The sequence below is a fragment of the Aquimarina discodermiae genome, from assembly GCF_040786235.1.
Lineage (GTDB): Bacteria > Bacteroidota > Bacteroidia > Flavobacteriales > Flavobacteriaceae > Aquimarina.
Genome location: NZ_JBFMKP010000007.1, coordinates 1 through 23,740 on the forward strand (window position 1 = coordinate 1; position 23,740 = coordinate 23,740).

The following is a 23,740-nucleotide window of genomic DNA, read 5'->3' on the forward strand; positions in this document are numbered from 1 at the left end:
CGATCTGTAAACACCTGCCTGTCAAGTGATTTTAATATCTTCATCTTTTGTGTATTTACATACAATTTACAAAATAACATACTCATTTACAATAATTTGAGACTTATATGGGTAACCCTATATGATTATATAACAATGTATCATCAAAATATAAAAAATAGATCCAAACCAATTGTATAATAAACTTAACATGAATTACTTATTTCGTTATCTTTGTAATAAGATATGAAAGAAGCCAAAAAGATTATATTGTTTGATGGTGTTTGCAACATGTGCAACAGTACTATTAATTTTATCATTAAGCATGATAAAAATGATATTTTTAGATATGCTTCTTTACAAAGTGATATAGGAAAGCAACTTATACAGAAAAGAAATATTGATTCTTCAAAATTGGATTCTATTTTACTAATAGAACCGAAGAAATCGTATTATTATAAATCAACTGCTGCTTTACATATTATACGACACTTATCAGGCCTATATCCTATTTTTTCTGTTTTTTTAATAATACCATCCTTCTTTAGAGATTGGGTTTATGATATTATTGCCAAGAATAGGTATAAATGGTTCGGAAAAAAGGAAAGTTGTATGATCCCCACACCAGAGCTTCGTTCTCTTTTTATCGATCAACATTAATAGCTGTAGAATCTCTTTTAGTAGTTCATTTTGATATAGTGTTCGTATTTTCTGTATTACTTCGTTTTTCCATAAACCCTTGATGCTTTTTTCTTAACTCATCAGATTGCGAGTTTATTTCGTTTATATTATCTATATGAACGATGCCAAGGCAAACAACAGCGAATGCAATAAGAACTATGGGTAGTAAAAGCCTTTTCATAAATGTAAGATTTTGTTTGTGCAAATTGTGATATGCCAAAAGTATAGATCAAGACAATATATAATAAGGGGAGTTTAACTAGAATTATAGGGGTAAATACCCCTTTTACTATATAAAACACAGTTATAGTTAAACAATCACAGCAAAAAAATCGATTTGTTTTACCTCAAAAAACAATAGTAATAGTTACTTACTTAGGGATAAATTTCATTTAACATATGTATAAAGAAGAACTTACCTCCTTATAATAAGGAGGTAAGTGTTGGGGAAAACAAAAAAAGTAAGGGAAAAATTGTAATTGGAATACTTGTCAAAGATAAAGAGGATTGATCTATATGCGGTTACGGTTTTACCTCAAACTTTAGCCGGAATAGTATCATTTACTGAAGTAAACACACTTAATTACCTGAAAAACAATTATTTATACAAAAAAACAAGATATTGTTAAATAATCCTAAACAAAAAAAAAGATGATAATTGTAAAAATATAGTCAGATTTGATTTTAATAATTCAGGAAAAACATAAATTTGCATTTAGTAATAGTTAATCACCCAAATAACTTTATCCTTTTGGAAAATAAAAAAGCAATCAAATTAATCGATAAAATTCTGAATGACCTTGACAACTCAGGAATCAATTCAGAGTCATTGATAGAAGATCTTAAAGAATTAAGAACATATGCCTTAGAAGAGCAAATACCACTTGTGGTAAAAGTGCTTAGATATACTTATGAGCATATAGAAAGGAATGATTCATTCTTAATTCCGATACCTGATGACGAACCTGTAGAAGAATCTGCAGATGGTGACGCTGTTTCTGTTTCTAATAATGATACTGCCGTAAATCCTGTAGAGAGTCTTAAATACATGATTTCTCTCACAAAAAAATTAAGTAATAGAACTAATATTGCTGATTTAAAAGAATATCGAGATGCACTCAGTGCCTCTTAGCTAGTTTAGTAAGTTAGTATTACAAAATAAACAAAAATAACCGCTAATGGATTTAAAAATCCATTAGCGGTTATTTTTTATATACTATAACAACAAAAAAATCCCGCTGTAAACAGCAGGACTTTTTGTAACAATTAAAGTTAGGTTTATATATTGTATTTATCTTCTTGCATCATAAATTCTAAATCGCACACCTACTCTGGCATATACGTCAAAAAACTTACTATCAGCATCAATAATATTATCTACAAAATCATTCATAACACCAAATTCTCCCATAATATCAAACATTTCACCAATCATTTGTGAAAAACCAACACCATACACTCCTCCTATAATCAACTTTTCATATGCATCATCCTCTAGTTCCTGCCCATTAACCTCTAATGCAGTATTTACCCTAAAAGAAGGTCCTACATTAATAAAGCCTCTAAACCTATCTTTACCTTCTCCTGTTAGATATCTAAATTTTGGTGTAAAACCTATTTGTAGAGTTTCAACAGTTGATTTTCCTGTAGAGATAACCAAAAGCTCTTGTTCGTTAGAACCTGCTGGTAGTGTTAAAGCTTGATCGATTTCACTTTTACGTTGTAACAAGTCTAAAGAAAATACAATACTAGTTCTAGCTCTTACTCCCATCAAATAACCGTAACCTGCATTTACAAAAAAACCAGTTCCTCCTGTAGTTTCTACGTTGTCAAGATTAAGCTTCGAAAAAGTAGCCCCTCCAGAAACTTCCCAACGATATTGCCCATAAGACATAACAGATACCATTAGTAATAAAGCAAGTAAAATTATTTTTTTCATAATTTTTTAAATTTAAAATAGGTTGAACGAAAATACTAAATTTTAAGCCATTAGTATAAAAAGCCCGTAATTAAACAGGCTTTTTATTAGGTAAAATATGTAAGTTTTATTTATGCATGAATGCTTGTTTCTCTAACAAGAACTCTTCTGTTTCTACAATATCCTCGTCAGGAACACAACAATCTACAGGACATACAGCTGCGCATTGTGGTTCTTCATGAAAACCTTTACATTCTGTACATTTATCTGGTACAATATAGTATACTTCGTCACTAACAGGTTCTTGCGCCTCATCTGCATTAACGGCCTTACCACCTGGTAGTACAACATCTCCTTCTAGATCGGTACCATCAGAATACCTCCAATCATCAGCTCCTTCATAAATAGCGGTATTTGGACATTCTGGTTCACAAGCACCACAGTTTATACATTCGTCAGTTATTATAATCGCCATAGCTTTTTTTATTCTAAATTTGCAGCACAAAAATAGCGTGTATACTACTGATAAACAAAAAAGGATGTTAATAAATGATCGAATAAAAGCATTTTCGATGCTTGGAGAGTCTCTAAAACAATTCAAAAACACTGATAATGAGATATATACAACCGTAAATGGTTCTCAATATTTTTTTGATGAAATGATTCATAAAATAAATAATGCAGTGCATACCAATGGATGGTTTACCAAGGAAAATGTGATTTTTTCTATAGAACAATGGAGTAACGCCCTTACAAAAAAGAACCTTACTGACTGGTTATCAAGGTACAATATAGACATCCAGAATCCTAAAACAGTAGGTATTGTAATGGCTGGTAACATTCCGCTAGTAGGTTTTCATGACTTTTTATGTGTATTGATTTGTGGACATCGCGTATTAATAAAACAATCTTCGAACGATAATCAACTTCTACCTTTATTAGCATCTTATCTTATTGAAATAGAACCAAGTTTTAAAGACTATATAACCTTTACAAAAGAAAAGTTTACAGATTTTGATGCAGTAATTGCTACTGGCAGTAATAATACTTCTAGGTATTTTGAATATTACTTTGGAAAAGTACCTAATATTATAAGAAAAAACAGAAATTCTGTAGCTATTTTATCAGGAAACGAATCAAAAGAACAACTTGAAGCACTTGGTAAAGATATTTTTAGATATTATGGGTTGGGCTGTAGAAATGTATCTAAGCTAATGGTCCCCAAACGATATGATTTTGATGCTTTTTTCAAAGGAATTTATGCATATAATGATATTATTAACAGTGCTAAATATGCTAATAATTATGATTATAATAAAGCTGTATACCTAATGAGCAATTACAAATTATTGGAAAATGGTTTCTTAATGCTTAAAGAAGATACTAGCTACTCCTCTCCTATTGCAACACTTTTTTATGAGACATATGAGGATAAAGATGATCTAAATAAAAAACTAGCAGCAGATAAAGAAAAGATACAATGTGTAGTGAGTGATGATTTTTCTAATTCTAGTATAAAATTTGGACAAACGCAATCTCCTAGGCTTTGGGATTATGCTGATGACATAGATACAATTGAATTTTTGACAAAAAATTGTTAAATTATTTATCATTTTAACACCTTTATTTTAGTAGATTATTAGCACCTTTGCGATACTTATGACTTTGCAATATATTAGCAATGATCAAAGTCAACACCGAACAATTAAGCAGGTTTTGTTACTACTATAAATGCCTTGAAACTTTTTTGTTCTCTAAATCAAAAATTAAACTAAAAACAATTAATATTTGCATGATATGAAAAAGCATAATTTTAGCGCTGGTCCTTGCATTCTACCACAAGAAGTATTTAAAGAAGCTTCTAAAGCTTTAATAGATTATAATAATTCTGGCCTATCCGTTATTGAAATTTCACATCGTAGTAAAGATTTTGTTGATATTATGGAAGAGGCCCGTTCTCTTGCATTAGAGTTATTAGGATTAGAGGGTAAAGGATATAAGGCTTTGTTTCTTCAGGGTGGAGCTAGTACTCAATTTTTAATGACAGCTTATAACCTTTTACAGTCAAAAGCTGGCTATATTAATACGGGTAACTGGAGTGATAAAGCAATTAAAGAAGCTAAACTTTTTGGTGAGATAGAAGAAATTGCTTCTTCAAAAGATACAAACTATAATTACATCCCTAAAGGATATAAGATCCCTAAAGATCTTGATTATATTCATTGTACCAGTAATAACACCATTTTTGGTACTCAATTCAAAAAGTTTCCTGTTTCAAATACTCCGCTCATATGTGATATGAGTAGTGATATATTTTCAAGACAATTAGACTACTCAAAATTTGATTTGATCTACGCAGGGGCACAAAAAAATATGGGAGCGGCAGGAACAACTCTTGTTATTGTAAAAGAAGATATTTTAGGTAAGGTAGAAAGAGAAATTCCATCAATGCTAGATTATCAACTTCATATTAGTAAAGCTAGTATGTTTAACACCCCTCCTGTTTTTGCAGTATACACCAGTATGTTAACCTTACGTTGGTTAAAAAAACTTGGTGGAATTAGTGCTATCGAAGAAATGAATGAAAAAAAGGCAAAACTGCTTTATTCTGAAATAGACCTAAACCCATTATTTCAAGGATTTGCCAAAGAAGAGGATCGATCTGCAATGAATGCTACGTTTACCCTTGTCAATGAAGATCTAAAAGAAACATTTGATGCTATGTGGAATGAAGCGGGAATTAATGGACTACATGGTCATAGAACTGTTGGTGGTTATAGAGCAAGTATGTATAACGCGTTACCAATAGAAAGTGTTGCTGTTTTAGTAGATATTATGGGAGATCTTGAACGAAAAGCATAACCTTATTTAATTCTATTTTATTACTTAATAATCGTTTTCCAGAAAGTTGGAAATATTAAAAAAAAGATTCAGGTTTTATGAAAGTACTAGCAAATGACGGAGTAGCGCAAAGCGGAATAGATGCTTTAGAAAATGCAGGTTTTAACGTATTAACAACTACTGTCGCACAAGACCAACTCGTCAATTTTATAAATGAAAACGAAATATCAGTTTTACTTGTTCGTAGTGCAACCAAAGTAAGAACTGATATAATTGATAACTGTCCTTCTTTAAAGATTATTGGACGAGGCGGTGTAGGAATGGATAATATTGATGTGGCCTATGCCAAAGAGAAAGGGTTACATGTAATAAATACGCCCGCTGCATCGTCGGGATCGGTTGCAGAACTGGTTTTTGCACACTTATATAGCGGAGTACGTTTTTTACACGATGCAAATAGAAATATGCCATTAGAAGGAGATAGTAAGTTTAAAAATCTAAAAAAGGCATATGCAAATGGAACCGAGTTAAGAGGAAAAACACTTGGAATAATAGGCATCGGAAGAATTGGACAAGCAACCGCAAAGATAGCCATAGGTGCTGGTATGAATGTAATAGCTTTCGATCCTTTTATAGACGAAGTAAATATTCCTCTAGAATTTTTTGATGGACAATCTTTAAACTTTAATATAAAAACTGTTTCTAAAGAAGAGGTGCTTAAAAATGCAGATTTCTTTACACTTCATGTGCCAGCTCAAAAGGAATATGTAATCGGTTCGGCCGAGATAGACCAAATGAAATCTGGTGCAGGTATTATCAATGCTGCACGTGGGGGTGTTGTAGATGAAGTAGCTTTGATAGATGCATTAGAAAAAGGAAAACTAAACTTTGCCGGATTAGACGTTTTTGAAGATGAGCCAAAACCCGCAATCAAGGTATTAATGAATTCTAAAGTATCACTAACACCGCATATAGGTGCTGCAACCAAAGAAGCACAGGATCGTATTGGTGATGAATTGGCCAATCAAATCATTACCATTCTAAAATAAAGCTACCTTTTTTTTATCCATAAAGAATAATCTGATTCCTTATAAAAAAATTATTTTTATAAGGAATTTTTATATCCCAAAACAATAGGTCGATAAAACTTACCTTTCATCTATTTTTTGGCTAAATAAAACCAATTCCCTTCGATTATTTTAGAAATAAAAAACGTAAATTTAGATTCACATAATTAAAAATACAATCATGTCTGGAATTTTAGATCTTTTAAATAGCCCGATAGGGAAACAAATTATTAGCGGCGTAAGTAGCCAAACAGGGCAATCTGCTGATAAGACAGGAAGCGTACTTAGTATGGCTTTACCTGTATTGATGGGAGCCATGCAACGCAACGCATCTACCCCCGAAGGTGCATCAGGATTATTAGGTGCATTATCTGGAAAACATTCGGGTGGAGGAATCCTAGAAAACCTGGGAGGGTTATTTGAAGGAGGAGTTGAAGACAATGTTACAAATGATGGAGCAGGAATTTTAGGTCATATTCTTGGTAATAAGCAACCAGTTGTAGAGAACGCTTTAAGCCAAAAATCTGGTATAGATGCAGGTTCTATTGCTCAAATATTAAAAGTAGCTGCTCCTATATTAATGGGAGTTTTAGGAAAACAAGCTGCTCAAAACAATGTCTCTGATGCAAATGGATTAAACGGTCTTCTTGGCGGAATGTTAGGAGGCGGAAGTGGTTCAAAACAACAATCCTTAATAGAATCATTTCTTGATGCCGATGGAGATGGTAGCATTCTAGATGACGTGGCTGGTATGGTACTAAGCGGAAGCGGTAAAAAAGGAGGACTAGGTGGTCTTCTTGGAGGATTATTTGGTAAATAATTCAACTTTTATATAAATTACAAGGGCTTCTTAAATATTAGATTTAAGGAGCCTTTATCTTAAAACCTACTTTTATATGAAAAAACTATTACTTATTTTAATATTAGCATATTCAACAGTCGGGATAGCACAAATAGATAATAATGCGTTGCTTGGATTGCCAGAGGCAACAACTATAGACATAAATGCAATCCCTGTTGCATCCATTCAAGAAGGAGCTTTGGTATTTGATACCGACAAAAAAAAGGCGTATAAATTTAATGGTACCGAGTGGAAGGAACTATTAACTGCTCCATCGGTATTTCCTAAAACAGGAAATTATACTCTTTTAGAAAGTGATAACGGTAATATTTTAACTTTTAATAGCACAACAGACGTAACCCTTACCGTTCCAAGTGGATTAACTATTGGTTATAATGTAAGCGTATACCAAACTGGTACTGGCAAAGTCACTATCTCTGGAGCAGGTGGTGTGACCGTAAAAAATCGATTGAATAGATTTAAAACTGCAGGTTTAGACGCTGGTGTAGGAATTGTATCTACCGATACAAATATATTTCATATTACAGGGGATTTAAAAGTAAACTAAGTAGTATGAAAAAATTTATTTTACACTTATTCTGTATATGTGTTTCGTATATAGGTTTTGGGCAAATTTCGCAATACAATCACTTTCCAACGATGATGCCTTCACATATCCTCGATGAAAAATTAACCAATATCAGTTTTGCGCTTTCCTTTCGAGTATTAGAATCTGATTATAATGGCCCTTTGGTAAGGTTACGTAGAGATAGTGATAATGCGCAATCAGATTTTGGATGGGCAGACAATGATATTGTCGATATAGCTGCAATAGATGCTTGGAGAGGAGCGGCCAATGTATTTGTGGTGATTTGGTATGACCAAAGTGGACAAGGAAGAAACGCCATCCAAAACACTGACGCATTTCAACCACAATTTATTACAGACCCAATAAGGCCTTATTTTTTTGGAGATGGTAATAATGATCGATTAGATATTAATACAAGTATTCAAATTCTTACCAACGCGGGAGTAAATGGATCTGTATTAACCGTAATTTATAGTACTTCTAAAAGCCAGTTTGCTTTTGGCACAAGACAGCCAGGTAATAATCCTAATCGATGGTCTACTCATATTAACTGGAGTAATAATCAAGTATATTTTGATTCTGGTATATGCTGTGATAATTCTGTTAGGTATGCTGCAAACACAAATAATGAATGGCAACAGTTTTCTTTTATAAGAGAAAACACAATCCAAACTATCAGAAAGAATGGGATAATACTTCGAACAGGGAACTATAACAATGGTAGATGTACAGCTACCAATAACTTTGGTATTCTTTATACCAATGGCAATAACTCACAATTCGCAACAAATAGATTTACAGAATTGATTATGTATAACATGGAAATCACACTAGCTGATACTTTGGAAATTGAAGAGAGTCAAACTAGTTTTTGGAATCTATAACGTCTTAATATACAGATAGTTTAAAATTTATTTTTTTTACCAAAAAAAGTTAATAATAACATACATATATTGGTTTTTAAAAACTTAACCAAATCAATACTTAAATAGGTATAAATAGATAAAAAGCATGATTTTTTTGTGGATTTTATAATTTATACAACACAATTGTATTCTTTTTTTAGATATATTTAGAAGAAATGGAATACAAATGAAAAATTGTGCTTTAATATTACTAGTAGGAATATTCATATTTAGTTGTTCTACAACTAAAAATAGGAATATGAATGTAACATCTACAGCATCTCTTTCTGATACAGTAAGAATTGCAAATGACAGCTTAGAATACGAAATTTTGATTATAGAACCTGGGTTTAATGCATGGGTAATTTCTCAAAGACCCCGGGGGTATTTTTCTGAAGTATTTTTAGAAAACAGAAATCGACTTTATGTAATGGAATACAACCAAAGAGTCATACAACCTTTACAATTTGATCCAAATTTATACCCTTTTCAAATTAACTATGATCCAAATATACGTTACGGATATGAAGTAAATTATCTTCTCTATCATTACTTCTTGTTTTTCGAACAACAATTTAGACAAAGATTTATGCTTACAAGGGGAGTACGATTTTGATTTACATAATTTTTAATTGTATTTTTGCACCATGCAAAAATTTAAAGACCGTTGGGAAATAAATTCAAGTTGGCAATTGATATTTCCTGTATTGGGTTTGGTAAGTCTCATATTTTCATCATACCTGATTAGCAAATCCATCTTAAGATCAATACATGTTAATAATGACGCTACTTACATTGGTTTACAGATAGCAATTATTGTAATACTTTCTGCTCTCTTTCTATTTGTCACTCTAAAACTATTTAAAGTTCTTGCAAAAAAATGGGAAGTTACCTATCGATGGGAGTTAATCGCTATATTTATTGCTTTTGCAATCACTGGTTCTACTGCTGCGCGTATTTCTGATCCAATGCTTTCTTTTATAGGGATTAGTAAAGAAACATCCAGCACCTGGTTATATTGGATATTAAGAGTATTTATTATATTTCCTGTATATCAAATATTATTACTTATTGTAGGATGGTTATTTGGTCAATTTAGTTTCTTCTGGGGTTTTGAAAAAAAGATGCTAAAAAGACTTGGCTTTGCTCGTTTTATTAAAGACTAACACTTTTTATTGGGTGATATCTACTTCAATAACATCTTCCTCTTCTGTATTCTTTTTTATAACATAGGTATAGATCCACATGATTGTAAAAGTAGGAATTACATCAAAACCAGGAAGTGCTTCTTCTATCAATGTAAATACTCCCGCAGCTTTACCAACATTACCTTTGTACATTTTGGTCATCAACCATCCTGCAATAGGAGCCCATATCACGTCTGTAAATTCTAAAACACCGGGAACGATATAAGATATCATTCCGATGGCATCAAAAAGTAAGCTTAATCCTAGTTTTTTGTATTTGTCTTTTGTCATTGTTTATTAAAAAATTTAGGGTTATATCTTACTATAAGCAAAGAGTATTCCAAAAAAACTCTATCCCAAATCTGCCGTTATTAATCGCAAAAACTCTGTACGTGTTTCGATTTTTTCAAATTGCCCTCTAAAACCAGAAGTAGTAGTTACAGAATTTTGTTTTTGTACCCCTCTCATCATCATACACATATGAGATGCCTCTATCACTACCGCCACTCCCTGAGGTTTAAGAGTATTATTTATACACTCTAAAATATCATGTGTTAATCTTTCCTGCACTTGTAAACGTCTTGCAAATACATCCACAATTCGCGGTAATTTACTTAAACCTACAATATGACCATTAGGTATATATGCAATATGTGCTTTTCCGAAAAAAGGAAGCATATGATGCTCACATAGCGAATAAAGCTCTATATCTTTTACAATCACCATATCATCATAGTCTTCCTTAAACATTGCGCTTTTAAGTATTTCTGTTGGGTTTTGATGATAGCCCTGCGTTAGAAATTGCATTGCTTTTGCTGCTCTTTCTGGGGTCTTCACGATCCCTTCTCTCTTAACATCTTCTCCTAAATCGGTAATTATAGATTCAAACTTTTCTTTTACTTCTTCTGTTACTTTTATATTATATTCTTCAAAATTTTTATACGGCATAACAAGTATTCTATTTTTCTTTTTTCAATTTATTTTTAAAGGTAGTCTGAAGTTTTCTTAACTTCGGGTTAATTACAAACTGGCAGTACCCTTGCTCTGTATTCTGATTATAATAATCTCTATGATATTCTTCGGCATTATAAAAAGTTTCTAATAGTGTAATTTCTGTAACGATATCATTCTTATAAACATTCTCACTTGCTAAAAAACTTATTATTTGCTCGGCAATGCTTTTTTGTCGATCATTAACATAAAAAATTACACTTCTATAATGAGTTCCCCGATCCGCTCCTTGTTGGTTTAAAGTAGTAGGGTCGTGCGTAGCAAAAAAGATTTCGAGTAATTCTTTATATGAAATAATTGTGGGATCAAAATCAATTTTAATAGCTTCTGCATGGCCTGTTCTACCAGTTGTTACTTCTCTATATGCTGGGTTTTTAATAGTGCCTCCTGTATATCCAGGTACTACGGCAACAACTCCTTCTAATCGCTGAAAAACGGCTTCGGTACACCAAAAACACCCTCCAGCCAACACTGCTGTTTCTAAATGATTTTTTTCCATATTAATAACTACCTAGAATTTTTACGCAATTATTTTCTCTATTTAAGCAAGCGAAAGTACTTATATAACTACTATTTTGTACCAATTTAATCTATTATTTTATAAAAAAACAGCATATTTAATTTTTAATACTCTTATAAAGGATATACTTGGGGATTCTAATGATATTGATTACTTTCACTCCTCAAAGTGAATACACAAATGATAAGAGCAAATAATATTCATAAAAATTACGGAAATCTTCATGTACTAAAAGGTGTAGATCTCTTTATAAAGGAAGGAGAGATCATTTCTATTGTAGGAGCATCTGGTGCAGGAAAAACTACATTACTTCAAATTTTGGGCACATTAGATCATGTAAGTGGTGCTAATAATGGTTCTTTACATATTAATGATACTGATGTTAATGAATTATCACAAAAACAGCTTTCCAAATTTAGAAATGAACAACTTGGGTTCATATTTCAATTTCATCAGTTACTACCCGAGTTCACTGCTCTAGAAAATGTATGCATACCGGCATTCATAAAAAAAACATCAAAAGCTGATGCCGAAGAAAGAGCAAAAGAATTATTAAATTTTTTGGGACTTTCGCACAGATACAACCATAAGCCTTCTCAATTATCTGGTGGAGAGCAACAACGTGTCGCAGTAGCAAGAGCTTTGATTAATAATCCTAAAGTAATTTTTGCTGATGAACCTTCTGGTAATCTTGATAGCGAGGCAGCAGAAAACTTACATAAATTATTCTTTAAGTTAAGAGATGAATTTGGTCAAACATTTGTTATTGTGACCCATAATCAGGAATTAGCCAACATGGCAGATAGAAAATTAGTAATGGTAGATGGTAAGATTTTGAGTTAAAACTAAGTTATCGTTAATGCTAACAGTAACTGTTTCTTTTGATTAACATTTAAAAATCGTATCAATTTCATTTTAAAATAAAGCAAAAAAATAAACCCTTGCATCATCACAATGCAAGGGCTTTTTAATATCTACATAAATTTATTTAAGCAAATTTACTGCTTGATTACCGTATTAACCTCTGTTCTTGATCCAGAAACAAACTTAATAAAATAGTTTCCTGTACGGCTAATCTCTTTTTCTCCAAGTGTAATTGTTTTTGGGTTATCAGCATATACCTTTTGATATACCACTTTTCCTAAAACATTATATACTGTCATTGTAAAACGCTCGTTACCCAAACCACTTACATCGACAGTTAAGTTGTCACTAAATGGATTAGGATAGACATTTACTTTACTAAAACTATCTCCTGTTTTTGTAGTATTTCTTGTGGTAAGTAAACCTTCTCCAGCAGTAGTGTTATATGCATAATCTAAAATGCTATAAGACATTCCATCTGCAGCAACTGTTACATAGAACCATCCGTAGTGGGTATTGCCATCAAGTTCGAAAGAAAATCCAATATATCCAGATTTACCTTTATTATCGGTATAGCTGTTTGAAGCTATTACATTAGAACTACTATCAGTACTGAAATTACTAGAAGCGCCAACTTCTACACCTTCGTCTAACAATACAATTTGATTACCATTACCATTGGTCGTTACAATACCTTTATTATACGTAACCAAGTAAATAGAATTTCCGCTATACCATGCACCATAGCTTCTATCATCACCCTTTTCTATTCTAAAGAAGTTCCATGTACTAGAAGAAGATGCCATAATATCATCGTTATTAACATATACTACAGTACCACTAGTAACACAAGGAGCGCATGAACCACCACAGTCGATACCAGTTTCATTTCCGTTCTGAATACCATCATTACAAGTAGGATTTGGATTAACCACTCCCCCAATATTTACTGTATAATCTTCTACTTCTCCATAATTAAAGCTATCACAAGGCGATGGTGCTGCACTATATCGCATAATTACACGTAATCTTGTAGCTCCATTTTTTGCATCAGAAGGCACTGTAAATTCTCCTGTAATAGAAGTATCTCTAGAAGCCGCTTTACTAAACACTTGTTCTTCTGGATCTTCAAAATCTCCATCTTGGTTATAATCTATCCATATACCATATGCTTCACTATATACGGTACCTGACCATGTTGGAGTGATCGTAAAATTATGACTAGTATCTGTAGAAAGACCACTAGATATACTGGTAAAATCACTATACCCGCCATTTGAGGTAGAAGTATTATCGATGCTACCTAATTGAAAACGACTAATATATTCGTCTGAAGAATTTGTTCCATTTGCCTCACAATAATTAAGGGTAGGACAAGCAGGGCAAGAACTACCACCACAATCAACACCTGTTTCATCCCCATTCTGGATACCATCATCACATGTTGGGTCTGGATCTGGGTCTTTTCTAGTGACTGTAATAAAATTATCTGAAACCTCATAAAGTGCTGTTGCCAAATCACGATCAGCAATGTTTTTTCCAGAAACATTCAAATTACCATTGTAAGAGATACCATATACTTTACAGATGCCCGCAGAAGCTCCTTCAAAATCATGAGACGTAGTTTCTGTTGCAAGAATTTTTCCTGCTTCATCTGTAATTAGATAGGCATAAGTAGCTATAGATTCACTAGTATTTTTAAACGAAACAATATCTGCAATACCATCACCGGTAATAGTAGTTATTGCTGTTTGATCATCACTGGTAGATACGGTAGCACCCTCTACTTCGAGGATACAAGGCTTACAAGAACCTCCACAATCGACACCTGTTTCATCTCCATTCTGGATGCCATCATCACAAGTTGGATCTGGATCACAAGGCTCACAAGAACCTCCACAGTCAATACCTGTTTCATCGCCATTTTGTATACCATCGTCACACGTTGGGTTTCCTACTCCTGTAATAGTGATTCCATAATCTGCCCGGTTACCGCTATCAACCTCGCCACAAGCAGAGTCTCCTTCTGAACCTTTTACATAGTGACCCAATACTCGTAAACCTATTTTCTTTCCTGAAGCAGCAGAAGCAGGTACTGTAATACTCTCTGTAAACGTAATCTCTTTGTTACTGTCATAATCTGCAAAATTAACCACTTTACTTAGCACTAATTCATTATCAGAGAAAACACTATCAAAATTCCAATCTGCCCATACACGAACACGGTTAACATCACCTTGACCTCCGTTACCTAATTCTGCTGTAATAGTCATAGGATAGCTTTTTCCTATCTCTAAGGTGGTGCCTACATTATCATAATAACTTCTACCAATACTTGTTTGTGGTTCGTGATTCATCGTATTTAGCTCGACCCTGTTTACACTAAAATAAGAACCAAACCTTGGACCAATTTCACAATATTCTAATCTTGAAGTGATATATGCCGTTTTCGTTTCTGTTTTGGTCTGTCCATTGGCTGTAGTAATTTGAAGGGTAACATCATACTTACCAGGGTTTCTATAGCGAACCTTTGGGTTACTACTGGATGAAGTTGCTGGGTTTCCTCCTTCAAAAGTCCATTTTCTCGAAGCAACAGCATCTCCTGTTTCTGTTGTACTTAAATCTATAAAAGTAACTTGTTCTGAGAAGTTAACTTCATTCGGATTTCCAGAAAAATTAACTTCAAAACCAACAGAATCATCCAATACGCTTAATCCATAATCTTCTCTCTCACCACTATCTACAGTATCACATGCATTATCACCTTCATTACCCTGAACAAAATGAACCATAGCTCTAAAACCTATTTTACCTAACTTAGCATTATTTGGAATCGTAACACTGGTTTGGTAAGTATAATTACCTGCTGTATCTGTACTAACATTAGAATAAGGATGAGATACCACCAATTCATTGCTATCTAAAATAAAATCTCCGTTCCAATCAAACCATACTTGTATTCTATTCTTATCGGTACCCATTGGTTGTGCTCCTCCTACATTAGTAGTAATACTTAATGGGTAAGATTGTCCTCGTTTAATAGGATATTCGATATCCAAATAATCAGAGTTCCCATTATCAAAACCAGATGCATTGCTTAACCCATTAAATTCAACATTTGTAATATGAGCGTAGGTAGCGAATCGAATACCAATATCACAAAATTTGGTATACTCATCTTTAAAAGTAACCTTCAGGTTACCAAGAGTATCTTTAAATAATTGAGAAACCCCTCCTGACACACTAGGGTTAAGAAAAGTAATAGAAAGATTATCTACAGAATGTATAGCTTCATTGTTTGGTGCAACATTATCTAAATAAATTGTTGCAGATGTATTACTATTTACAACGATTCTTGGTGATAATCCAGAAGGAACATTTGAAACTGTGTAATCTGTATTCAAAGTCATTTGACCTGAACTCTTGGTAAAATTACAATCAACACAGTTGATATCTATTGAGTTACCTATCTGCCCGTCATTTTTAAAACGTTCTTCAAAAATAGCTCCAGAAATGGCAATACGAGCGCCTAAGTTAGTACTTACACCTGTTTCAATTAAATTAGCTGTTGTCCATAATGTCTTTCGAGATGGTGCGTTTTCCAGAGCATTAACCATTCTTTGCACCTGCCCTTTTGTGAACATTTTATAACAATTTGTATAATCCATGAAATTTTCGTTGTTAATCTCCTGGTTAAAACAGTTATAAATCACTTTACATTGTGTACCTGAAGATGGGTCTTTATGAGATGGTGTATCTGCAACACCGTCACCATCATTAGGATCATTATTACATACTCCTTTATCGAAAGTATGTGGTAAATCCAAATAATGTCCAAATTCATGTGTAAGAATAGATTTCATCTCTGGTCTGTTCGAATTAACGATATCTGCATTTCCTGCCAAGTAGCTTCCATTAAACACTACTCTTGCAATATCTTGATTAGACATACCCGTAGTAGGATACCAGGCAACACCAGAATTCCAATAATCTCCATCAGCATATAAATCTCTAGTAATGTAAACATTACAATATTTATAATTATCCCAAGCTACTGCAGCTACTGTAGGGTCACCATAGTTACCCATTCCTCCTTTCTCATCATAATAAATGATTCCAGTAGTTGGGTTTCCGCTAGGGTCTAATTGTGCCAATTTAAAAGTAATATCTAATTTTTGCTTAATTGCATTAAAAGGAGCATCAATAGTATTCCATACGGGTAATAAACCCTGAAATTCATCATTACTTAGTTTCAATGCTGCTTTTACAATTTCGTCATTTACCGTAGTACCGGCATTAAATTCTTTTCCAAAAACATGGAATACAACAGGAATTACATAAGAATCTGCCTTACTTGCAAAACCTCCAGCTCTTTGAGCCATTGCTAATTTATTCAACAATGCAGAATGTTCTTTTCTGGCATTCGAATTTTTTTCATAAAAGGTTTCCATTTCCTTATCAGACCCACATTTGATCTCTTGAGCCTTAAGGTTAAAACCTGCTGTTAGCGCAAATAGTAAACAAGCGCTTACCCAGGCTTTCCAATTAAAATAGTTTAAAAACTTCATGGTGTTTGTGTTAAAAATATTAAGTGTGATATATAATTTGTTAGAGTTATATCTAATCTAAAATTGATTTCGGTTTGTTACTTTGAATTATACATACCAATACAAGCACATCATTTTTTTATTAGCTAGATGTGACCTATTAATATGTTTCTCTTTGTGACAATCAAATACAAAAAGGAATTCAATACAAGTTCAATTGACATAGTCTATTTTATGCCATTAGTACAGTCGAAGATTTCAAAAAATATGATTACAACCAATCAAATTTTATAAACAGAAAATTTGATTGGACTTGTTTAAAATTTTGAAATTTAATTATAAAATCTTTTTTATAAGTACTGCTTTATTGGGGGATAATGAAGTATTATGTGTTTTCTTTCATTGAGTTTGTTTTTTAAAATTGAGTTAGTTAATCACAAATTTAAAGTATAATATTGATACGTACTGATATTATTTTAGCTCAAACATACACAATATAAATAAATTCACCTAACAGACCCTACCAGTTAAAATACACAAATCCAACAATTTTAAAAAATCAAATACCTGAAAATCAATGCAATAATATTTAATATAAAAAAAATACAAATATTTCCTACTTATAATAGCAAGTAAATACCTACTAAATATCTACATAAGTAGTAATTTACCTTCATTTGTTAAATTCACAAAAACACATTACTGTAAAACCTTACTTAACAGGTTAAGCATTTTTTTTTGGCACGCTGCTTGATACTATAAAAGTGAGTATCGAAAATTATAAAAATTTAAATACTCCTCTAAAATCAAGAATTATGAAAAATATTGTTTTACTTTTTACAGGCTTATTATTAGCATCTTTTACTGCTAATGCTTTAGAAACAACTAATACAACCACATCTTTATATAATCGTTCTGGAAAATCATTTATTTTCACTGAAGGCGGAATTGATTTTTCGATTTATGCAGACGGTCAATTTGATTTTTATTTAAGTGGTCAACGTAATGGCTTGAGTGTTGGAGTAAATACACCCGGTGTAAGTATTACTTTTAATTCGGGGTATAATTATGATGATTATGTACAATATGATGATTATGGTGCAGTAGTACAAATTGAGAACGTACCTGTTTTTTATGATCATTACGGTAGAATTATACAAGCCGGTGATGTATATATAAATTATAACAGATTTGGTAGAATAGCAAGAGTTGGTGGATTATATGTTAACTATAATAGGTATGGAAATTTTCTAAACTGCACAGGATACATCAATGTGTACAACAGGCATTATGTTTACAGACCATATCACCAATACTTTACAGTACCGGTAGTAAACAGATGTATTGTATATGAGAGACCGTATAGAAGGTATTATACACCGTATAGATGTTCATACACTGTTTATAGACGTAATTATTATAATGGATATTATAGCAGACCTTACAGAAGTAGAAACTACTACAGACCTCATAATAGAGTAACTAGTTATAATAGAGGATATAGACGTTCTGATGCAAGAAGGATTAATTATAGAACAAGAAGCAATAGAACAGCAATGTATCAAAGAAATGACAGAAACTATAGTAAAATAAACCGTAGTAGATCAAGATCAAATCACTATAACAGGTCTAATACAACAAGAAATAGATCTAATGTAACAACAAGAAATAATATCAATAGAACACGTTCTGTTACACCCAATAAAAGAAGTACACAGACAAGAAGTAGAGTAACATCAACAAAAAGGCATACTCCTTCTAAAACAAGAACAAGAAGTACCGTTTCTAACAGATCTTATAACAATAAGTCACGTAGTACAAGGTATACCAGAAATAGTTCGGGTACAAAGTCGGTAGCAAGTAATAACCAGGTAAGGAGACAAAAATCACCTACAAGAAATTACAGCAGAAGTACTACCACACGTTCTTCAAACAGAAAAGCTAACGCTTCAAGAACAAGAACGACTGTAAACAGACAAAGAAGTACTACTTCTACCAGAACACCAAGAGCAACAAGCAATACTCGCTCACGTTCTACAAGAAGCAGAAGTTAGAAAGAATAAAAATATTTAATTTTTTGGTTGGTTAGTTTTAGGAAATCCTCAAAGAACATGCTTAGGCACCTTTGAGGGTTTTCTTTATTAATGCGTTTATATCATTGGATACACTACTCATATATATAACTACTATATAAAGAAAACCTATAAAAATACTCTTTAGGGCAATATTAACAAAGGGGTGAAAAGAAAATTCCCAAAAATAACAACCAAACACAAAACCAATAATAATCAATAACGTTACAATTGTTTGATGAGAAAAAGGAAACAATCCAAATTTTGAATATACAATCCATAGTTTAATACAATTGTAACAAAATACTGCAATTCCTGTTGCTACTGCTGCACCCGTGATACCATAAATGGGAATACAAATCATATTAAACAATATCGATAAAACCACCATTATTAGCCCCACATAAAGCACAACTCGATAATGATTTGAATTATAAAGTATAGAGTTATTATTCCCTAACATATTGTCAAACAATTTTGCCGTTCCTATTAAAACAACCACCCATATATACAATTCATACTCATCAGGAATGATCGTAAAAAGTTGATGCACATTGCACACAATCAACACCATTAATAAACCGCTTATTATCAATAAATTTATAGAGCTTTTCTTGTATAACTCTTTTAACTGTTCTTTTGCTCCTTCATTAAGTAATTTTGCAGTCAAAGGATAGGTGATTTGATGCATTGCTCTTGACGGAATAATAATAACGCTGGCTATATAAGCACATATACTATACTTTGCTACGTTTTCTATGGGTAAATAACGTTCTATCATGGCTTTATCAAGATCAATCAAAATGGTTGCAACTGACCCTGCAATCAAAATGAGTACACTATATTTAAGAACGTTTATATAATTATCTGGTAATGAAAATCGAAGTTTAATTGGATGAAGTTTTAATGCATATATACCTATCAACAAAACTCGTATTACATACGCCCCTACCAAAGAAAAAACAAATTGATGAATGGTAAGTAATGAGAAATAAAATAAAAGCAATAAAACCGAAATACATATTCTTAAAAATAACTCTTTCATTAAGTTACCCAAAACACTTTTTAACTTCACTTTTGACCAAGCAAAAAATATTTCAAAATAAGATAAAGTATATGCCATTATAAAAATAGTCCATATATAGGGCTTTACAATCGTATTTCTAACACTAAACATCTCGAGAATTAAGTTATACAATGCTACTCCTACCCCTCCTAACACCAAGGAAACTACCACCGGAAAAACTAACATCATTGTTAAAAACCGTTCTTGTTGCTCTCTACTTTTATAGGAAGAAAAGAATTTTACTAGTGTATTATGCATACCAAAAGCCATTAATGGCCATACCAAATTAGATGCAGTCATAAGGTATGTTATTAATCCGTAATATTCTTTATCCATAAAATTGGTAAAAAGAAATAGCGTATTCATAGCGCCAATACCAAATCCCAGACAAGTAATAATTATATTCTTAATAGTTTGGTTAACAACAATTCCCATTCCTACTCTTTGATAGATTTAATTTTAAAAAGCCTAAAAGTACAAAATAGGTGATTAGAAATAACAGCGTCTTCTAATTTCATTTTCGTAAAGTATTAATTACAATAGAAAAGAGGCGGCTATAGTAAGCCACCTCTTTTCTATTAAATAAAATTATGTATTCAAGGAAAAGATATTTCTAAGTACTACAATCTGATAGCAACTATACGAATCTAATATCCTTTTTATCAAAAGGGTCTAAAGCAGCTGACTTTACATCTGCAGTTGCTTTGACCTGATATGTTGATTTCTCATTGGACACAAACTTACTTACCTTTCCTATTTTGCCAACAACACCTCTTTTTTCTGATAGCGAATCTGCTTTAGATTTTAACAACTCAAATGGTAAAACAAAAGGAATTTCTTTTATTTCGCCAGGTTTTATGATATAGCGCTCAGAGAACTTTACAACACCTAAATCAAAAGACTTTGTACTGGTATTATCGCCTCTACCAGTGGTAAACTCTTCTACTAACTTAATTTTAACTTCGATTATTTCTTGTTCGCTTTTGGTAGTTAGTACTACCTTACCTTCTATTTGTTTGCTTTCTTTGGACGCATGACCAGGAAATTGTAAGTTTACTTTTACTCCCCCAATACCTAGTTTATTTTTTATCTTATTTAAAAATCCCATATTACTTGGTTCACATTAACTATTTATATCTCATTTTCTTTTTGCTGGGCTTTATAGAGCACTATTAATTCCTGTAATTCATATATTTTATGTTCTACTTCTTCAATGCTAGTATCCTTTTCTCTATGTTCAAATTGATGTTCTAATAACATTTCATTTTTTGCTTCATCCATCCCATTCATAATAACTCCGATAAATAAGTTTAAAAAGATCATGGTGCCAATAAGAACAAAGGAGACAAAGTAGGTAACAGAAAGTGCTACAGAACCTTGTGAATTTATACAAAGATTCATTCTATCATCATATCCATAGTTTTCACACCCAAACATATTGATGTACATAATATCTGTCCAATCCTCTAAGGTTACAACCCTAAACAAGGATAACATAGACCTTTGTAAATCTTGAAAATGTATTGGGTCATTTTCTGAAAAGAAGAACACTCCTGCTACCCCATATATATAAAACAGGAGTAATAATAAAATTGATACATACCCCATAGAAGGGATACTTCTTAATAAAGCTCCTACCAACATTTGAAGCTTGGGTAGGGCCTTTATAAGTTTTAAAACTCTCAATAAACGAAGTAAACGTAAAATGGCTATAGAATTTCCTCCAAAAGGAAGAAATGCGGCTGCTACGATTATAAAATCAAAAACGTTCCAACCGTCTTTAAAATAAAGCCAGGGTTTTCTTCCTTCTGCTATAATTTTTATAATAATTTCTAAAATGAAAATCCACAAAATGATCTGATTCAATACCTCTAATACATTTTCATGTTTTGAAGAAAACTTGGAGTAAGTAGCGATTCCTACTAGAACACCTGCAATTATTATTGCAATTGTAATAAGGTTTTGAAACCATTTACTTTTACTTATTGATTTACAAAATTTTACCATAAAAGTTTTTAATAACCAGTTATTGCTTTAGTTTCTACTGTATAATGCCAATCTTTATCTATAAAATTGGATCATTAACTTTATTAATTAGATGGTTTAAGAGTAGTATTATTGATTGGGTAATTAATAGAGGTTATACAAATTTGTTTTTACCCAATTTGTATTTACCTAATAGTCACTTCTGAGTTATAATAATTGATTAAAATCACTAGCTAGATTGACTATACTATTTTATTTCCCTTTTTGTTTGCATCAAAACAAACAAACAAAAGGGAAAACTCACCCAAAAAAGGTGATATTTAATTAAATATTTAAAAGTGAAGAATGTATAAGAGCACTATTGTTTCAACAGCCCTTGTTAATCATTTTTTAAAACCTTGGCGAGTTCTTTTGCTAATTCTCGCCTGCTATATTTCTCAATACCTATAGCACTAGAACTTAACTTTCCTTTCTGAAAATCAATAAAATAATTATGGATATGTGATTTTATACTTTCGTATTCTGCATATTCAAAAAAGTAACCAGATTTGGTATCAGAGATTAATCTGGATATATCAGCATCTTTTGGCCCCAATGCCAAAATTGGTCGTTGAGATACCATATATTCGAATAACTTACCCGGGACGATACATCTGGTTTCTTTACTGTCTATTTCTATCAACAATAATACCTGAGAGCTTCTTTGAATCTTTATTGCCTCTTTATGAGAAACATACCCTTTCAAATTCAAAAAATCAGATAGTCTTTCATTGTTAATAGAAGATAACACATCATCGCTTACCGCTCCCACCAGTTGTAGTTGTAATGCATTAGAAAAAGCTTCATTTTCTTGTGTCAAATCATAGATTGCTTTCCAAAGATTTTTTGGGTCTCTACCCGATAACAAAGAGCCAATATGAGAAATTGTAAATTTAGTATCCAATGTTACAGAATCAATCATTTCATCATCATATCCATTGGTAATAACCGAAATGGGTGTATTACTAATTTCTTTAAATTCTTCTGCTGTTGTATAACTTGTTACCAAAATATGATCTGCCGTAGATAACACCTTGTTTTCTAGTGATTTATGTTTTTTTATAGATCTTTTGGTCAACCTAAGCTTATCATGGTATCCAATTGTTGTCCAGGGATCTCTAAAATCTGCATACCATTTAACACCCAATTGTTCTTTTAATCCCATGCCAATCAAATGAACGCTATGAGGTGGTCCTGTGGTTATTATGGTATCAATCCCCTCTACTTTTATATATTTCTTTAAAAATTTAAGAGAAGGTTTTAACCAAAATTTTCGGGCATCGGGAATAAAAAAATTACCTCGTATATACAATAACATTTTCTGCATAAAAGATTGCTTATCATTTCTGGTAATTATTCCTTTACTAATCGTTTTTGTTTCTTTTTTCGAAAAAATCTGAGCCCATGCATAAGGTTCAAAAATCGGTTGCTTTAAAATTACTATATCATCTGGGATTTCTGATTGCATAGAATCATCTACCATTGGGTAGGTAGGGTTTTCTGGCACATATACAACAGGTTCTATATCAAACTCTCTAAGATATTTTACAAATTTAAGCCATCGTTGTACTCCAGGCCCCCCAGCAGGTGGCCAATAATATGTAATAATTAAGACTTTCAAAATTAT

Annotated in this window: 23 protein-coding genes; 12 read left to right on the forward strand and 11 right to left on the reverse strand. The window is 32.2% G+C overall.

The genetic code is table 11. From position 1 onward, the window contains the following. Nucleotides 1-225: 225 nt before the first annotated feature. Nucleotides 226-639 (forward strand): thiol-disulfide oxidoreductase DCC family protein, encoded by a 414-nt coding sequence (locus tag ABW636_RS05620; protein ID WP_367588977.1) that lies wholly within the window; start codon nt 226-228, stop codon nt 637-639. Nucleotides 640-664: 25 nt separating this feature from the next. On the opposite strand, the gene ABW636_RS05625 is transcribed toward ABW636_RS05620, so the two are convergent. Beyond that, nucleotides 665-841 (reverse strand): hypothetical protein, encoded by a 177-nt coding sequence (locus ABW636_RS05625; protein WP_367588978.1) that lies wholly within the window; start codon nt 839-841, stop codon nt 665-667. A 570-nt stretch (nt 842-1,411) separates the two neighbouring features. Here ABW636_RS05625 and ABW636_RS05630 point away from each other — a divergent pair. Then, on the forward strand, nt 1,412-1,792 hold the full coding sequence (locus ABW636_RS05630; protein ID WP_367588979.1) for a hypothetical protein: 381 nt from the start codon (nt 1,412-1,414) through the stop codon (nt 1,790-1,792). A 159-nt stretch (nt 1,793-1,951) separates the two neighbouring features. Here ABW636_RS05630 and ABW636_RS05635 read toward each other — a convergent pair whose 3' ends face one another. Both ABW636_RS05635 and ABW636_RS05640 read right to left on the reverse strand, forming a co-directional pair. Further along, nucleotides 1,952-2,599, reverse strand: coding sequence for an outer membrane beta-barrel protein (locus ABW636_RS05635; RefSeq protein ID WP_367588980.1), 648 nt, complete (start codon nt 2,597-2,599; stop codon nt 1,952-1,954). Nucleotides 2,600-2,705: 106 nt separating this feature from the next. Continuing rightward, nucleotides 2,706-3,053 carry a 4Fe-4S dicluster domain-containing protein gene (locus tag ABW636_RS05640; protein WP_367588981.1) on the reverse strand — a complete coding sequence of 116 codons (348 nt, stop codon included), beginning with the start codon at nt 3,051-3,053 and terminating at the stop codon, nt 2,706-2,708. 64 nt (nt 3,054-3,117) lie between these two features. Here ABW636_RS05640 and ABW636_RS05645 point away from each other — a divergent pair, with 64 nt between their 5' ends. The 8 genes from ABW636_RS05645 (at nt 3,118) to ABW636_RS05680 (ending at nt 9,987) form a co-directional block, all read left to right on the forward strand. Further along, nucleotides 3,118-4,179, forward strand: coding sequence for an acyl-CoA reductase (locus tag ABW636_RS05645; protein ID WP_367588982.1), 1,062 nt, complete (start codon nt 3,118-3,120; stop codon nt 4,177-4,179). Nucleotides 4,180-4,375: 196 nt separating this feature from the next. Further along, nucleotides 4,376-5,440, forward strand: a complete 1,065-nt coding sequence (serC, locus tag ABW636_RS05650; RefSeq protein WP_367588983.1) for a 3-phosphoserine/phosphohydroxythreonine transaminase — start codon at nt 4,376-4,378, stop codon at nt 5,438-5,440. A 77-nt stretch (nt 5,441-5,517) separates the two neighbouring features. Next, entirely contained in the window at nt 5,518-6,468 is a 951-nt protein-coding gene (locus ABW636_RS05655; RefSeq protein WP_367588984.1) for a D-2-hydroxyacid dehydrogenase, read from the forward strand. Nucleotides 6,469-6,667: 199 nt separating this feature from the next. Continuing rightward, on the forward strand, nt 6,668-7,306 hold the full coding sequence (locus ABW636_RS05660) for a DUF937 domain-containing protein (RefSeq protein WP_367588985.1): 639 nt from the start codon (nt 6,668-6,670) through the stop codon (nt 7,304-7,306). A gap of 76 nt (nt 7,307-7,382) precedes the next feature. Further along, entirely contained in the window at nt 7,383-7,895 is a 513-nt protein-coding gene (locus ABW636_RS05665; protein ID WP_367588986.1) for a phage tail-like protein, read from the forward strand. Between the two features lie 5 nt (nt 7,896-7,900). Then, a complete protein-coding gene (locus tag ABW636_RS05670; protein ID WP_367588987.1) occupies nt 7,901-8,800 on the forward strand; it encodes an arabinofuranosidase catalytic domain-containing protein in 900 nt (299 codons plus the stop codon). A gap of 208 nt (nt 8,801-9,008) precedes the next feature. After that, nucleotides 9,009-9,437, forward strand: coding sequence for a DUF6146 family protein (locus tag ABW636_RS05675; RefSeq protein ID WP_367588988.1), 429 nt, complete (start codon nt 9,009-9,011; stop codon nt 9,435-9,437). A 31-nt stretch (nt 9,438-9,468) separates the two neighbouring features. Further along, nucleotides 9,469-9,987, forward strand: coding sequence for a DUF6787 family protein (locus tag ABW636_RS05680; protein WP_367588989.1), 519 nt, complete (start codon nt 9,469-9,471; stop codon nt 9,985-9,987). A gap of 6 nt (nt 9,988-9,993) precedes the next feature. Here ABW636_RS05680 and ABW636_RS05685 read toward each other — a convergent pair whose 3' ends face one another. From ABW636_RS05685 to msrA, 3 genes are read right to left on the reverse strand one after another with little or no spacing between them, the layout of a single operon-like run. Beyond that, nucleotides 9,994-10,299 carry a hypothetical protein gene (locus tag ABW636_RS05685; RefSeq protein ID WP_367588990.1) on the reverse strand — a complete coding sequence of 102 codons (306 nt, stop codon included), beginning with the start codon at nt 10,297-10,299 and terminating at the stop codon, nt 9,994-9,996. A gap of 60 nt (nt 10,300-10,359) precedes the next feature. After that, a complete protein-coding gene (gene folE / locus ABW636_RS05690) occupies nt 10,360-10,956 on the reverse strand; it encodes a GTP cyclohydrolase I FolE (RefSeq protein WP_367588991.1) in 597 nt (198 codons plus the stop codon). Nucleotides 10,957-10,966: 10 nt separating this feature from the next. Continuing rightward, entirely contained in the window at nt 10,967-11,518 is a 552-nt protein-coding gene (msrA, locus tag ABW636_RS05695; RefSeq protein WP_367588992.1) for a peptide-methionine (S)-S-oxide reductase MsrA, read from the reverse strand. Nucleotides 11,519-11,719: 201 nt separating this feature from the next. On the opposite strand from msrA, the gene ABW636_RS05700 reads away from it, so the two are divergent. Continuing rightward, nucleotides 11,720-12,382 (forward strand): ABC transporter ATP-binding protein, encoded by a 663-nt coding sequence (locus tag ABW636_RS05700; protein WP_367588993.1) that lies wholly within the window; start codon nt 11,720-11,722, stop codon nt 12,380-12,382. A 155-nt stretch (nt 12,383-12,537) separates the two neighbouring features. On the opposite strand, the gene ABW636_RS05705 is transcribed toward ABW636_RS05700, so the two are convergent. Next, nucleotides 12,538-16,971 (reverse strand): M43 family zinc metalloprotease, encoded by a 4,434-nt coding sequence (locus ABW636_RS05705; protein WP_367588994.1) that lies wholly within the window; start codon nt 16,969-16,971, stop codon nt 12,538-12,540. Nucleotides 16,972-17,765: 794 nt separating this feature from the next. Here ABW636_RS05705 and ABW636_RS05710 point away from each other — a divergent pair. After that, a complete protein-coding gene (locus tag ABW636_RS05710; RefSeq protein ID WP_367588995.1) occupies nt 17,766-19,004 on the forward strand; it encodes a hypothetical protein in 1,239 nt (412 codons plus the stop codon). Between the two features lie 61 nt (nt 19,005-19,065). On the opposite strand, the gene ABW636_RS05715 is transcribed toward ABW636_RS05710, so the two are convergent. The 4 genes from ABW636_RS05715 to ABW636_RS05730 all read right to left on the reverse strand — a co-directional run bounded on the left by ABW636_RS05715 (nt 19,066) and on the right by ABW636_RS05730 (nt 23,737). Beyond that, entirely contained in the window at nt 19,066-20,523 is a 1,458-nt protein-coding gene (locus ABW636_RS05715; protein ID WP_367588996.1) for an oligosaccharide flippase family protein, read from the reverse strand. Nucleotides 20,524-20,725: 202 nt separating this feature from the next. Beyond that, a complete protein-coding gene (locus ABW636_RS05720) occupies nt 20,726-21,196 on the reverse strand; it encodes a sporulation protein (protein ID WP_367588997.1) in 471 nt (156 codons plus the stop codon). Nucleotides 21,197-21,219: 23 nt separating this feature from the next. Continuing rightward, complete coding sequence (locus ABW636_RS05725) at nt 21,220-22,095, reverse strand: ion transporter (protein ID WP_367588998.1); 876 nt, start codon at nt 22,093-22,095, stop codon at nt 21,220-21,222. Between the two features lie 358 nt (nt 22,096-22,453). Then, nucleotides 22,454-23,737: a glycosyltransferase family 4 protein gene (locus ABW636_RS05730; protein WP_367589154.1), complete on the reverse strand. Its 1,284-nt coding sequence runs from the start codon at nt 23,735-23,737 to the stop codon at nt 22,454-22,456. Nucleotides 23,738-23,740 lie beyond the last annotated feature (3 nt).